Source organism: Lachnoclostridium edouardi (assembly GCF_900240245.1).
Taxonomy (GTDB): Bacteria; Bacillota; Clostridia; order Lachnospirales; family Lachnospiraceae; genus Lachnoclostridium_A; species Lachnoclostridium_A edouardi.
Genome location: NZ_OESQ01000001.1, coordinates 2187422 through 2201471, shown reverse-complemented (window position 1 = coordinate 2201471; position 14050 = coordinate 2187422). Strand labels below are relative to the sequence as shown.

Annotated in this window: 10 protein-coding genes; 6 read left to right on the top strand and 4 right to left on the bottom strand. The window is 42.6% G+C overall.

What is annotated here, in order from left to right:
- Positions 1–103: 103 nt before the first annotated feature.
- The 3 genes from C1A07_RS10360 to C1A07_RS10350 all read left to right on the top strand — a co-directional run bounded on the left by C1A07_RS10360 (position 104) and on the right by C1A07_RS10350 (position 5053).
- Positions 104–1981 (top strand): sugar phosphate nucleotidyltransferase, encoded by a 1878-nt coding sequence (locus C1A07_RS10360; protein ID WP_101877039.1) that lies wholly within the window; start codon positions 104–106, stop codon positions 1979–1981.
- A 336-nt stretch (positions 1982–2317) separates the two neighbouring features.
- Complete coding sequence (locus C1A07_RS10355; protein WP_101877038.1) at positions 2318–3469, top strand: N-acetylmuramoyl-L-alanine amidase family protein; 1152 nt, start codon at positions 2318–2320, stop codon at positions 3467–3469.
- Between the two features lie 15 nt (positions 3470–3484).
- Positions 3485–5053 carry a GH25 family lysozyme gene (locus C1A07_RS10350; RefSeq protein WP_242972294.1) on the top strand — a complete coding sequence of 523 codons (1569 nt, stop codon included), beginning with the start codon at positions 3485–3487 and terminating at the stop codon, positions 5051–5053.
- 126 nt (positions 5054–5179) lie between these two features.
- Here C1A07_RS10350 and C1A07_RS10345 read toward each other — a convergent pair whose 3' ends face one another.
- From C1A07_RS10345 to thrC, 3 genes are all read right to left on the bottom strand, one after another.
- On the bottom strand, positions 5180–7297 hold the full coding sequence (locus tag C1A07_RS10345) for a glutamine synthetase III family protein (RefSeq protein ID WP_101878115.1): 2118 nt from the start codon (positions 7295–7297) through the stop codon (positions 5180–5182).
- Between the two features lie 114 nt (positions 7298–7411).
- Positions 7412–8275: a class II fructose-1,6-bisphosphate aldolase gene (fba, locus tag C1A07_RS10340; RefSeq protein ID WP_101877036.1), complete on the bottom strand. Its 864-nt coding sequence runs from the start codon at positions 8273–8275 to the stop codon at positions 7412–7414.
- A gap of 125 nt (positions 8276–8400) precedes the next feature.
- A complete protein-coding gene (gene thrC, locus C1A07_RS10335) occupies positions 8401–9894 on the bottom strand; it encodes a threonine synthase (RefSeq protein ID WP_101877035.1) in 1494 nt (497 codons plus the stop codon).
- A 183-nt stretch (positions 9895–10077) separates the two neighbouring features.
- Here thrC and sfsA point away from each other — a divergent pair, with 183 nt between their 5' ends.
- The 3 genes from sfsA (at position 10078) to feoB (ending at position 13035) form a co-directional block, all read left to right on the top strand.
- The gene (gene sfsA / locus C1A07_RS10330) at positions 10078–10773 is read left to right on the top strand and encodes a DNA/RNA nuclease SfsA (RefSeq protein ID WP_101877034.1); all 696 of its coding nucleotides are present in this window, start codon (positions 10078–10080) and stop codon (positions 10771–10773) included.
- 72 nt (positions 10774–10845) lie between these two features.
- Positions 10846–11094, top strand: coding sequence for a FeoA family protein (locus C1A07_RS10325; protein WP_101878114.1), 249 nt, complete (start codon positions 10846–10848; stop codon positions 11092–11094).
- A gap of 78 nt (positions 11095–11172) precedes the next feature.
- Entirely contained in the window at positions 11173–13035 is a 1863-nt protein-coding gene (feoB, locus tag C1A07_RS10320; RefSeq protein ID WP_101877033.1) for a ferrous iron transporter B, read from the top strand.
- A 181-nt stretch (positions 13036–13216) separates the two neighbouring features.
- Here feoB and C1A07_RS10315 read toward each other — a convergent pair whose 3' ends face one another.
- Positions 13217–14050 (bottom strand): deoxyribonuclease IV, encoded by an 834-nt coding sequence (locus tag C1A07_RS10315; RefSeq protein ID WP_101877032.1) that lies wholly within the window; start codon positions 14048–14050, stop codon positions 13217–13219.

Below are 14050 nucleotides of genomic sequence, written 5' to 3'. Positions count from 1 at the left end.
GCAATTTAACATTTTTCATTGATTTTTACTTTCAACATGGTATAATGTTCATATTTAATATAGTTATATTTTTTTTGAACATATTTTAGGAGGAATTTAGAATATGGACCGTTATGGACTGATTTGCCGCAATATAATGGAGAAACCAGATATTACACAAAGAGAGCTGGCAAAGGCTTTAAATGTTTCTTTAGGTACTGTAAATCATTTAATGAAAGAATGTATTTCTAATGGACTGTTGGCTCCGGATCAGCAGAATTCAGGATGTCATGTTCTCATGCCTGCAGGAGAGGAATATATGAAGCCTTATAAAGTAGACGGTGCGATAATTTTAGCTGCCGGTTTTGGTTCCCGTTTTGTTCCTCTTACTTTTGAGATGCCTAAAGGGCTTTTAGAGGTTTTTGGGGAAAGAATGATTGAGCGTCAGATTAAACAGCTGCATGAAGCAGGAGTTTATGATATTACTATTGTGGTCGGTTATTTAAAAGAGAAATTTGAATACTTAATTGATAAATACCAGGTTAAGCTTCTATATAATCCTGAATATTCATCTAAAAATACATTGACTACTGTGTATCGTGCCAGGCATCTATTAAAAGGAAGGAATATGTATCTTTTGTCTTCTGATAACTGGTTAAGAGAAAATATGTTTCACGCTTATGAGTGCAGCGCCTGGTACGCACTGAGCCATACTGATGGAGAAACTTCTGAGTGGTGCGTAGGTTTTAATAAGAAGGGAAAGATCACCAATGTTCATGTAGGAGGCTGCGACACATGGTTTATGTATGGCCCTGTTTTCTTTTCTGCTGATTTTTCTGATCATTATATTCCCGTTTTGGAAGCTTATTATGAAACTCCCGGAACAGAGCAATTTTACTGGGAACATGTATACATGGATATTGTAAATGGAACTGTGAAAAAAACATTAAATCGTTATAATAAGCATTTTAAAGATTTATCTTCAAAAGCCTTGGAGATTACAGATGATCTTTTGAATCGTGCTGTTATGTACGCTAACTGCCAACCTGACAATCAAATTTATGAATTTGAAAACCTGGAGGAACTGCGGCTTTTTGATCCCAGATACCAGACGCACTCTGATAATAAAGCCTTAGAGCTGGTGGCTGAAGTTTTCCATGTGGAGGAATCGGCAATTAAAAATATTTGCTGTTTAAAGTCTGGAATGACGAATAAATCCTTCCTATTTAATATTAATAATGAAAAATACATTTGCCGAATCCCTGGGCCTGGAACAGAACTGCTTATAAACCGCCGCCAGGAGGCAAATGTTTATAAAGCGGCAGAGGCTTTAGGTATAACAGAACAGATTATTTATTTTAATGGGGAAAATGGATATAAGATTGCCAAATATTATGAGGGGTCCCGCACTGCAAATTCTAACAGCTGGGAGGATATGAAGTCATGTATGGAGCTTTTAAAGTCATTCCATGAGGCTGGCCTTCAAACAGAACATTCATTTGATATCTGGGAAAGAATTCATTTTTATGAGACCTTATGTAAAAGCAGAGGCAGTATTTTATTTGAGGATTACAAGGACGTGTATAATCACATGCAGGAAATGATGGACTGGCTCAACAGCTTAAACAGACCGAAAATTCTTTCCCATATAGACAGCAATGCTGATAACTTTCTAATACTGCCTGACGGGCAAATACGTCTTATTGACTGGGAATATGCAGGCATGTGCGATCCTCTGATTGATATTTCCATGTGCGCAATTTATTCCTATTATAATACAGAACAATTAGAAAAGCTGATGCAGTTGTATTTTAAAAGAGAACCTTCCTTAGAAGAACGTCTAGTTATTTATTCTTATATGGCATTAGGAGGATTCCTCTGGAGCCTGTGGGCAGTTTATAAAAGCACCTTAGGGGAAGAGTTTGGAGAATATACGCTGATTATGTACCGCTACGCTAAGGATTATTATGGAAAATTTCATGCAGATTTGTCTAAATTGTAATAAAAACGTTATTTCTTACTGCATTTCTTGTGCTATAATAAAAAAATAGTTGAGTGCAAAGCGCGAAACTATTTGCTACCCAAAGTTCGCTATAGCGAAGTTTGGGGTTCCCGTAGTTTTTATGGAACGAGGAACGAGTGGAATAAAAACAGTAGTGCTCGTGAAAGACCTGGCAAACTGTTTTTCATGTATCGCACGTAAGTGTCTAAAATACAGGCACTAAGTGCTCATAACGATAAAAAAGAATCATGTTTGTTATATGAAAAGTGCTGTACCAATGAGATAAATTATTATGTGAGTTATTAAGTGAGTTATTAAAAAAGGGGGTTCTGTATTATGACACACAAACGACCTGTTGTTTTGGCTGCCTGCGCCGGGTTAATCGGTATGATGACCATTGCTCCGGCTTTTTCTGCTTATGCTGACTGGAAAAAGGATGGCTCCTCCTGGGTCTATATAGACGATGACGGTTCTATTCATAAGGGCTGGATTCGCACTACTGACAATATTTACTATTACATGGACCTGCAGACAGGACGTATGTCCACTGGATGGCAAAAAATCAATGATACCTGGTACTACTTTAATGCATCTGGTCAGATGCAGACAGGATGGGCTATGGTTGACGGAAAGTATTATTATCTTCAGGATAACGGCGCCATGAAGACGGGATGGATTCATGTAAATGGAACAAGTACCTATTATTATTTAAAAGCTGACGGCGCTATGGCTACCGGATGGCGCAATATGGATAATGGGTGGTATTATTTTAAGGAAAGTGACGGAACCTGCGTATTTGGCTGGAGGGAAATCAACGGGAAGTGGTATTATTTCGGCCAAGACGGAAAAATGCTTACAGGATGGCAGCAGATTGATGGAAATTACTACTATCTTAACACAGACGGTTCTATGGCTACTGGATGGCTAAAGGACAGTAACGGAAATCGCTATTATATGGATACTTCCAGCGGCGTTATGTCCCACAATTGGAAACAGATTGACGGATATTGGTATTATTTTAATAATGCAGGACATATGCAGACAGGATGGCAGTTAATTGATAATAACTATTTCTATTTAGATCCTTCATCAGGAAAGATGGCTGCAAACACCACCTTAAATATTGACGGTGTTAATTATACCTTTGCTTCAAACGGGGTTTATACTTCAGGCTCCTCCGGAACTCCTGGCAATGTGAATTCTAATAATCCAGGCAGTTCCTCCAATAATTCTTCCAATACCAGCCCGGGGGGAAGCAGCTCAGATAATGTAATTACCGCCCCTCCCAGCAGTTCTTCCAATAATTCCGGAAGTCCCAGCGGAAGCAGCAATAATTCTGGAAGTTCCTCTTCAGGCGTAATTACAGGGGCCCCTGGAAGTTCCAACGGCTCCAGCAACTCCCCTTCCTCCTCCGATTATTGGAGTCCGTCCAGCAAAAAGCCTAGCGGCGGAGATTTAGAAGAAGGGCTGACATCTGGTCCTAATTAACATGGAGGCATGACAATGAAAAGACATAATTTAATGGCCGGTTTTATGGCGGCGGCCCTTCTTTTTACAGCGGTTCCGGCTATACCTACATACGCCGCCCCTTATCAGAAAACTAACGGAGTCTACGAACTGGCTGACGGTACGCCTGTACACGGTGTATTTGCCAGAGGGATTGACGTGTCACATTGGAAACAAAATATCGACTGGAATGCAGTGGCCGCTGACGACGTTGAGTTTGTTATGTTGGGAACAAGATATAACAATGATGTAGACCCCTATTTCCGAATTAACGCCGAGGGAGCATATAACGCTGGAATCCAGTTAGGCGCATATATTTATTCATACGCCACTACTACTGATATGGCAGTGGCTGAAGCAGATTTTGTTTTAGATTTGATTAAGGATTATCCAATATCCTATCCTGTTGCCTTCGATATGGAAGCTTCTGTACAAAGCACTCTTTCCCCGTCGCAGCTGGCTGACATTATTAACGCCTTCTGTGAGCGGATTGAAGAGGCAGGATATTATCCCATTCTTTATGCCAACGATCACTGGTTGGCCAACAAAATTGATATGAGTCAGGTGGATTATGACGTATGGGTGGCCCGTTACGGTAAAATGCACGAATATTCTAATCCGGTTATGTGGCAGGCTGCCAGCACAGGCACAGTATCCGGTATTCAGGGAGATGTAGATATTGATTTTCAATATGTAGATCTTTCCTCAAAAATTCCTGCTAATCTTTGGAGAACCATTGGAGATAAAACATATTATTACCAAAATTATCTGATGCAGAAGGATAACTGGATACAGGATCAAAGCAGATGGTACTATATAGATTCAGACGGCCAGGCTTATAAGGGTTGGTTGGAGCAGAACAATATTTACTACTATCTGGACCCTGGCACAGGACGTATGGCTACTGGATGGCAGAACGTGGAAAACAGCGGCAACTGGTACTACTTTAATGAAAACGGCCACATGCAAACCGGATGGACACAAGTAAATTCTGCGTGGTATTATCTATCTTCCAGCGGAGTTATGCAGACAGGATGGCAGACAGTGGACGGCGCCTCTTACTTCCTGAAGGATTCCGGCGAGATGGTAACAGGTTGGAGGCAGCTGAACCAGCAGTGGTATTTCTTCAGCCCGTCCGGAGCTATGAAAACAGGATGGATTAATCCTGACGGAAGCTGGTATTATCTTAACGAAAGCGGGCATATGCAGACTAGCTGGCTGAACTTAAACGGCTCATGGTATTACCTTAACAGTTCAGGACAAATGGAAACAGGCCTGATTACAGTTGACGGAAAGCAATATTATCTGGATGGAGCTGCAGGCGGTATTATGGTTTCTAACACAACGATTCATATTGGCGACAGCGATTACCAGGCGGCTGCCGACGGCTCTCTTACTAAAATAGAGTCTGTGGAAAATGCAGAAGCTGGCGCTTTAGACGGCTCTAATGCTTCTGCTGATAATCAAACCGCCGAAGTCCCAGCAGAAAATCAGGATTCCCAGAACAATAGCAGGCAAAGTTCTTCTAGCCCAGATTCATCTGCCGGCCCCGGCGCTATGCTGTAATTTATAAAAAGTAAAATATTACTAAATACAAATCGCCTCCCAAGGCTAGATCAAAATCTAGGAATTGGGGGGCGATTTAAATAAACTATATTATTTCATAAAATTATGTACCATGTTCTTACCATACTATACTTCAAATAACAAATCTCCATAGGATGGGAACGGCCATAAATCTTTATCCACAATTCTCTCTAAAATGTCCGCCGGTCTGCGTAAACGCTCCATCGCCGGAACTACCTGGCTGTGACAAGCTAAGGCTCTCTCCTTTGCATCCACTATCATTTTACAGTTTTCTGACAAATCAATCAGCTCCGCAAGAGCTGTTTTCATCTCTGACAGTAAATCTGAGGTTTCTAACAGCAGCTCTTTTTGTACGCTGAAATCTGCCTCAGGGCATACTCCTGTTATTTTTCCAATGGAATCCGCTAAACGGGTAGTATACCTGATTACAGCAGGTATAATCTGTTTGCCTGCAATGTTAGTCATAGCTCTGGCTTCAATATTAATAACCTTGGCGTACGCCTCATATTCTACTTCCGCTCTGGACTTTAACTCAGCTCTTGTAAATACATGGAATGTCTCAAACAATTTTACAGCCTTATCTGTTGTAAGAGCAGGAATTGCCTCTACCATACAAGTAATGTTCGGCAGACCTCTTCTCTCTGCCTCCTTCAGCCAAGATTTAGAATAACCATTGCCGTTAAATACAATTCTTCTATGCTCTGTGAACAATGTTTTCACTAAATCATGAACTGCCATATCAAAGTCCTCTGCTTTTTCCAAAATATCAGCGGCCTCTTTAAATGCCTCTGCCACAATAGTATTCAGCACCACGTTAGATGAAGCAATAGAATCAGATGAACCTACCATACGGAATTCAAATTTATTGTTTGTAAATGCAAATGGGGATGTTCTGTTTCTGTCTGTCACATCCTGATCCAGATCAGGCAAGGTGGCAACTCCTGTTTTTAATGTACCGCCCTGCTTGGAATGAGTGGCTTCTCCTGTATTGCACAACTGATCAATTACATCTTCCAGCTGATCTCCTAAAAACACAGAGATAATTGCAGGAGGCGCCTCGTTTCCTCCTAAACGGTAATCATTTCCCACGTCTGATGCTGATTCTCTTAAAAGATCTGCATGAACGTCCACCGCCTTTAAAATACATGCCAGAACAAGTAAAAACTGAACGTTTTCGTGAGGCGTATCCCCCGGATTCATCATATTAATACCGTCATCTGTAACAAGAGACCAGTTATTATGTTTTCCAGAACCATTGACCCCGGCAAAAGGTTTCTCGTGAAGCAAGCATGTAAGTCCGTGACGACCGGCTACCTTTTTCAATGTCTCCATAATCATCTGGTTGTGATCTACCGCCAGATTTGCCTGAGTATATATGGGCGCCAGCTCATGCTGTGCCGGAGCTACTTCGTTGTGCTGTGTTTTAGCAGTAACTCCCAGCTTCCACAATTCTCTGTTTACCTCATTCATAAAAGAGCCTATTCTTTCACGGATTACCCCATAATAATGGTCGTCCAGCTCCTGACCCTTAGGAGGCATAGCTCCGAATAATGTTCTTCCTGTATATATTAAATCTTTTCTTTTTAAATACTTTTCTCTGTCCACCAGGAAATATTCCTGCTCTGGTCCTACCGACGGCACTACTCTTTTAGAATTTGTATTGCCAAACAGGCGGAGAATTCTTAAAGCCTGTGTGTCAATCGCCTGCATGGAACGTAGAAGAGGAGTTTTTTGATCTAATGCTTCTCCTTTGTAAGAGCAGAAGGCCGTTGGAATACACAATGTAACTCCAATGGCATCCTCTCTTAAAAATGCGGGGGAGGTACAGTCCCAAGCTGTATAACCTCTGGCCTCAAAGGTTGCCCGAAGACCGCCGGAGGGGAAGGAGGAAGCATCAGACTCACCTTTAATTAATTCCTTTCCGGAAAATTCCATAATGATTTTTCCGTCATGGCCAGGAACTGAAATAAAAGAATCGTGCTTTTCTGCTGTAATCCCAGTCAGCGGCTGGAACCAGTGAGTATAATGAGTGGCTCCCCTTTCAATAGCCCAGTCCTTCATAGCATGAGCCACTACATCTGCAATAGACGGGTCCAGCTCTGTTCCATCTTCTATTGTCTGTTTCAGCTTTTTAAAAACGCTTTTAGGCAGACGCTCCCGCATCACTGATTCATTAAACACATTTTTTCCAAACAATTCCGCAATATTAACTAATTCGCTCATAAATTCTTCAACTTTCCTCTCTTCCCGCAAATCAACAAAACAGCGAGGATGCTGCAAAATCAATATTGATACTAATTTCACAACACCCCCGCCTATATTCAGCTCAAATTATTTTCAGGCTTTTCCAACAGAACCAAACAGCTCCATTTTCTCTTTTACAGTCTGCTTAATTGCTTCTGCGCCTGGAGCAAGAAGTTTACGTGGGTCGAATCCTTTTCCTTCTAAGTCCTTACCTGCCTCAATATACTTACGTGTAGCTTCTGCAAATGACAGCTGACACTCAGTATTTACATTGATCTTTGCAACTCCCAGGCTGATAGCCTTTTTAATCATATCTTCTGGAATTCCTGTACCTCCGTGGAGAACAAGCGGCATATCGCCTACTTCCTTTTTAACAGCCTCTAAAACGTCAAATCTCAGGCCTGGCCAGTTCTCTGGATATTTTCCGTGGATATTGCCGATACCTGCAGCCAGCATATCTACGCCCAAATCTGCAATAGCCTTACATTCCATAGGATCTGCACATTCTCCCAGTCCTACTACGCCGTCCTCTTCTCCGCCGATAGAGCCAACCTCTGCTTCCAGGGACATGCCCTTTTCTGCACAGATTTTAACCAGCTCTGTAGTTTTCTCTACATTTTCTGTAATCGGATAGTGAGAACCGTCAAACATAATGGAGGAGAATCCTGCCTCTATACATTTGTAGCATCCTTCATAGGAACCGTGATCCAGATGAAGAGCTACAGGAACTGTAATATTCAGCTCTTCAATCATTGCTTTAACCATATTAGCAACAGTTTTAAAGCCTGTCATATATTTGCCTGCACCCTCAGATACACCAAGAATAACTGGGGATTTTAACTCCTCTGCTGTCAGTAAAACAGATTTTGTCCACTCCAGGTTGTTAATATTAAACTGGCCTACTGCATATTTGCCGTCTCTTGCTTTCTCAAGCATCTCTTTTGCTGAAACTAACATCTCTTAAACCTCCATTTGTTTGCTAAGACTGAGCAGGCTTTATGACTGCTGCCTGCCTGTTTTCTTTTCATTCAATCATTATATACTATTTCTTATCATTTGTGAAGAGCAGGATAATCAATTTTTTAACAATCTAATATACGGGCTACAGTTTCCTTCATCTGATCTTTATCACATTCCATATTGTGACGAACTGCGGCAGAACGTATTTCTTCCACTGCCTGAGGAATATCCATACCTGAAATTTTGTGAAGCCGGTCTACAATTTCAAACTCATCCAGGTGTTCTAAACTGTCATCTGAGCTGATGGCTTCCATAACGCTTCTGGAAAATTTATATGGACTGGCAGTGGATGCAATTACAGTTTTTTGTGTATCCCCTGTCTCTTTTTTATATTCCTGGTAAACAGCGGCAGCCACCCCTGTATGTGTGTCGATTACATATCCTGTATCCTTAAAAAGCTTTCTAATAACAGCTGCGTTCTCTGCCTCTGTAGCATATCCTCCGCAAAAATCTTTCATATTTTTGCTCATCTCTTCTGTTACAGTATATCTTCCGTCCTTTGAAAGCTCTTCCATTAATTTCTTATTTACATCTGAATTGCAGCCTGCGCTTAAATAAATCAGACGCTCTAAGTTGCTGGAAATAAGTATATCCATAGACGGAGAATTAGTTAAAATAAATTCTCTGTTTTTGTCGTATGTGCCTGTTGTGAAGAAGTCATATAAAACCTTATTATCATTGGAAGCACAGATTAATTTTCCAATAGGCACTCCCATCTGCTTTGCAAAATAAGCGGCCAAAATATTGCCAAAGTTGCCTGTAGGCACTGTTATATTAATCTTTTCTCCGTCCTCAATCTCCTGATTCTCTAATAATTTGGCATATGCATATACATAATATACGATCTGCGGCACCAGGCGGCCGATATTAATAGAATTTGCTGAAGAAAGCTGAAATCCTTTTTCTTCTAAACGCTGAGCAAACACCTTATCGTTAAATATCTCCTTCACACCTGTCTGTGCATCATCAAAGTTGCCGTGAATGGCTACTACACTGGTATTGTCTCCTGTCTGAGTCACCATCTGTAATTCCTGAATCCGGCTGACTCCGCCCTTTGGATAAAAAACTATAATCCTGGTGCCGTCTACATCAGCAAAGCCCGCCAAAGCGGCTTTTCCTGTGTCCCCGGAGGTAGCTGTTAAAATTACAATCTCATTTTTTACATGATTCTTTTTTGCAGCTGTAGTCATAAGGTGAGGAAGAATAGACAAGGCCATATCCTTAAATGCAATGGTGCTTCCATGGTACAGCTCTAAAAAATACATGCCGTCCGCCTTTGTAAGAGGAGCGATCTCTTCTGTGTCAAACTTACTGTCGTATGCTTTATTAATACAATTTTTCAGCTCATCTTCTGTAAAATCAGTGAAAAACAGCTTCATTACCTCATAAGCAGTCTCCTGGTAAGTCTTTCCTGCCAGCTGCTTCATAGAAATATCCAGCATCGGAATCCTTGTAGGCATAAATAAGCCTCCGTCTTTTGCAAGTCCCTTCAGAATTGCCAAAGAAGCTGTTACATTTTTTTCTCCACCGCGTGTGCTCTGGTACATTAACTCCATATTATGTCCCTTCCTTATCTTATGGGCCTGGCCCTGCTATTGAATCTTGGGTTTTGTTTCCGAATTTTAATGAATTGTAGCATACTTTCTCTTGGCACGCAAGATATTTTACAGTAGAATCATACATAGATATCAGGTTATTTTGGACCTGTATAGAAGCTATAGTAAGGAGCATCTTTATTTATGGAATATTCTCATATAGAACATGGAACTTTTATCAGCAGGCCTAACCGTTTTATTGCAAAGGTACTTGTCCATAATCAGGAAATAACGTGCCATGTAAAAAATACGGGGCGATGCCGGGAGCTTTTAATCCCCGGCGTAACCGTGATTTTAGAATATCACCCTGACGCAAAGGCTTTGGGCAGAAAAACCTCTTATTCTTTAATTGCAGTGTGGAAAGACAGCTTACTTATTAATATGGATTCCCAAATTCCCAACGCTGTAGCTGCACAGTGGCTTTTATCCGGCGGACTGCCGGGCCACAGCGTCACTAATATCCGAAGGGAAGTTACTTTTGGCAGTTCCCGGTTTGACCTGGCATTTCAATGCGACGGCAAGTCTGCTTACATGGAGGTAAAGGGTGTTACTTTAGAGGACAGGGGAATTGTCCGTTTTCCCGACGCCCCTACTGTCCGTGGGGTGAAACACGTTTATGAATTAATCAAAGCTGTTGAGGAAGGCTGCCAGGCTTATTTATTATTTGTAGTTCAAATGACCGGCATACATCATTTTGAGCCTAATACAGAGACCCATAAGGAATTTGCTCAGGCCTTAAAGGCCGCTCAGACTGCCGGAGTTCAGATTATGGCCTATGACTGCATTGTTACTGAAAACTCTATTTCCATCCACCAGCCTGTGCCTGTAATTCTTCCATAAACGGCTTTCACATTTTTCTCAAGTTTCCATATAGTAATCATAAGCATAAAAGTCTGCGATGTGAAAATTATTATGGTTATCCCATTAAATCAGATAGAGACAGGCCAGAAAGCCCAGGTTGTATGGATCGCCAGTGAAGATGGCATGTCCACCCGGTTGATGGATTTAGGGTTTGTGCCTGATGAAATTGTCTCCTGTGTTTTAAGCGGCCGCAAAGGCGGCATGAAAGCCTACATGGTGCGCAATGCAGTAATCGGACTGCGTTTCTCCAACGCAGGTGAGATTTTTGTAAGGCCTTTACAGGCAGAAGCTGTTTTATAATGTTTTAAAAATGAACCTGCACCCTAAATCCCGTCCTTTCATAATAAACAATAAGGCTTTTATTATGGAGAATTAAGGATGGATCAAAAACGAATTGCAGTCGCTTTGGCCGGCAATCCTAATGTGGGAAAAAGCACCATATTTAATGGGCTGACTGGTTTGCGGCAGCATACAGGAAACTGGCCAGGTGTAACGGTTACTACTGCCCAGGGCACTTTTACAGCCGGGGAGCAGGAATATCTTTTGGTGGATCTGCCGGGGACCTATTCTCTGGCAGCCCACTCAGAAGATGAGGTGGTTGCCAGAGATTTTCTTTGCTCTGGCATCGCCTCAGTTATTCTTCTGGTCTGCGATGCCACCTGCCTGGAGCGGGGGCTTCACTTTTTAAAGCAGACGCTGGAAATAGAGCAGGTAAAAGTTCAGGGAGTCCCTGTGGTGCTTTGCGTGAACCTTTGCGACGAGGCAGGCAGAAAAGGAATTCTTATTGATTATCAGCTGCTGCAGGATGTACTTCAAATTCCTGTAGTTCCCTGCTGCGCCAGGTCAGCAGATGACATTCAGAAAATCAAGGATACTATACATCAGGCGGCCGGCCAGCAGATGCACTATGACTGCCTGGACTTTTGTCCTAAAAAGCTGGCCCAGGAAACTGTCACATACACAAAAACCAACTACAGACAAAGGGAGGAATTTCTGGACCGTATTTTAACCGGCCCTTACACCGGCTCCCTGATTATGGTACTTATGCTGCTGGGAGTTTTCTGGCTGTCTATGGCTGGAGCTAATTACCCTTCACAGTTTCTCTGGAACTGCCTGTTCTGGCTGGAGGAGCGGCTGGCAGATGCCATGACTGCCGCCGGATCGCCTCAGTGGTTGATTTCATCGCTGGTTTATGGAGTATACAGGGTCCTGGCCTGGGTGATTTCTGTTATGCTGCCTCCTATGGCTATTTTTTTTCCTTTATTTACACTATTGGAAGATCTGGGATATCTTCCGCGAGTGGCGTTTAACATGGACCGGTCCTTTCAAAAATGTAAGGCCTGCGGGAAGCAATGTCTCACTATGGCTATGGGACTTGGATGCAATGCAGCCGGAGTAGTAGGATGCCGGATTATTGATTCTCCCAGGGAACGGCTGATTGCTATACTGACCAACTCTCTGGTTCCCTGCAACGGCCGCCTTCCTACCCTTGTAACCTTAATTACAATATTTTTTGTGGCCCAAATATCCAACCCTGCAGCCGGATCATTTTTATCGGCTATTATGCTGACCTTAACTATTCTGTTAGGTGTGGCGGCTACTTTAGGAGCTTCCTGGATTTTGTCCCACACCCTTTTAAAGGGAATCCCTTCCTCCTTTACTTTAGAGCTTCCCCCCTACAGACATCCTGAAATCAAGAAGGTGATTATCCGGTCTATTTTTGACAGGACCCTCTTTGTACTTGGAAGGGCTGTGGCTGTAGCCGCTCCTGCAGGACTGATTATTTGGATTTTAGCAAATATTGCTTATACCGGGCCTGGCGCCGGCTGGTTTGCCTCAGCGGCTCAGACAGACGCCCCTTCCCTTTTAACCTTATTTACCGGCTTCCTGGACCCCTTAGGAAATCTTATGGGTATGGATGGAACCATACTTGCCGCTTTTATTCTGGGATTTCCGGCAAATGAGATTGTGATTCCTATTATTTTAATGGCTTACCTTCAAACCGGTATGTTGACGGAAATGACCAGCACTGCTGACTTGGGACTGCTGCTTGCCAGTCAGGGCTGGACCTGGGTAACAGCCTTATGCATGATGATTTTCTGCCTGTTTCACTGGCCCTGCTCCACTACATGCCTGACAATAAAAAAGGAGACAGGAAGCCTTAAATGGACGGCTGCCGCCATCCTGCTTCCCACTCTCCTGGGCACATTGCTATGTATTCTTATAGCTGCAATATTTTAAATTTTAGGATAAATTACATCAATTCAGATTTTCCGGCTTAGGGCGCATTTTGCGCCCTGCCGGAATTTTATTTTTTTATTTCACTCGTCCCTCGTTCCATAAAAAACTGCGGGAAACCCGAACTCCGCTATTGCTTCGTTTGGGTAGCAAATAGTTTCGCGCTTTGGCGCTCAACTATTTTTTATTTTTCATAATTTTCCCTGAAAAAAGCAATTTCTTTTGCATACCCCGGCAGCTGGTTAGGGGTTTCCAATTCAAAGGGAAGGGATCTAAGGGCAGGGTGATTTACCACCCGCACTAAGGCTTCAGCCCCAATATGCCCTTCTCCGATTCTGGCATGTCTGTCCTTATGAGCTCCTAGCGGATTCTGGCTGTCATTTAAATGAATTGCCTTCAGCCGTTTCAGCCCGATTACCTGGTCAAATTCTGTCAGCACTTCATCCAGATGGTTTACAATGTCATAGCCTCCGTCCCACACATGGCAGGTGTCCAGACATACCCCCATTTTATCAGATAATTCCACACGGTCCAGAATCTCTCTAAGCTCTTCAAAGCTTCGCCCTACCTCGCTGCCCTTTCCCGACATGGTTTCCAGCAGCACAGTAGTAGTCTGATTCGGCTTTAAGATTTTATTTAACATTTCTGCTATATACATAATACCTGTTTCCGCGCCCTGCTTCACGTGACTTCCAGGATGAAAATTATAAAAATTCCCTGGAGTATATTCCATTCTTGCCAAATCGTCCTCCATAGTTTCTCTGGCAAAGTTCCGCAGGCCTTCATCTGCCGCGCAGGCGTTTAGCGTGTAAGGAGCATGAGCCACAATCACTCCTATGCCCGTCTCCTCTTTTTGCTCCAAAAATCCTTTTACATCCTCAGAATTAATAGCTTTTGCCTTGGCCCCTCTGGGATTTCTGGTAAAGAACTGGAATGTATTTGCATTGATTTCCACCGCCATCTTTCCCATGGCTCTGTAGCCTTTGGAAGATGACAGGTGGCATCCGATTTTTAACAT

What these genes read in the sequence shown, in the direction of transcription:
- C1A07_RS10360 (WP_101877039.1), top strand. Translation starts at nt 104, where the DNA reads ATGGACCGTTATGGACTGATTTGCCGCAATATAATGGAGAAACCAGAT.
- C1A07_RS10355 (WP_101877038.1), top strand. Translation starts at nt 2,318, where the DNA reads ATGACACACAAACGACCTGTTGTTTTGGCTGCCTGCGCCGGGTTAATC.
- C1A07_RS10350 (WP_242972294.1), top strand. Translation starts at nt 3,485, where the DNA reads ATGAAAAGACATAATTTAATGGCCGGTTTTATGGCGGCGGCCCTTCTT.
- C1A07_RS10345 (WP_101878115.1), bottom strand. Translation starts at nt 7,297, where the DNA reads ATGAGCGAATTAGTTAATATTGCGGAATTGTTTGGAAAAAATGTGTTT.
- fba (WP_101877036.1), bottom strand. Translation starts at nt 8,275, where the DNA reads ATGTTAGTTTCAGCAAAAGAGATGCTTGAGAAAGCAAGAGACGGCAAA.
- thrC (WP_101877035.1), bottom strand. Translation starts at nt 9,894, where the DNA reads ATGGAGTTAATGTACCAGAGCACACGCGGTGGAGAAAAAAATGTAACA.
- sfsA (WP_101877034.1), top strand. Translation starts at nt 10,078, where the DNA reads ATGGAATATTCTCATATAGAACATGGAACTTTTATCAGCAGGCCTAAC.
- C1A07_RS10325 (WP_101878114.1), top strand. Translation starts at nt 10,846, where the DNA reads ATGGTTATCCCATTAAATCAGATAGAGACAGGCCAGAAAGCCCAGGTT.
- feoB (WP_101877033.1), top strand. Translation starts at nt 11,173, where the DNA reads ATGGATCAAAAACGAATTGCAGTCGCTTTGGCCGGCAATCCTAATGTG.
- C1A07_RS10315 (WP_101877032.1), bottom strand. Translation starts at nt 14,050, where the DNA reads ATGTTAAAAATCGGATGCCACCTGTCATCTTCCAAAGGCTACAGAGCC.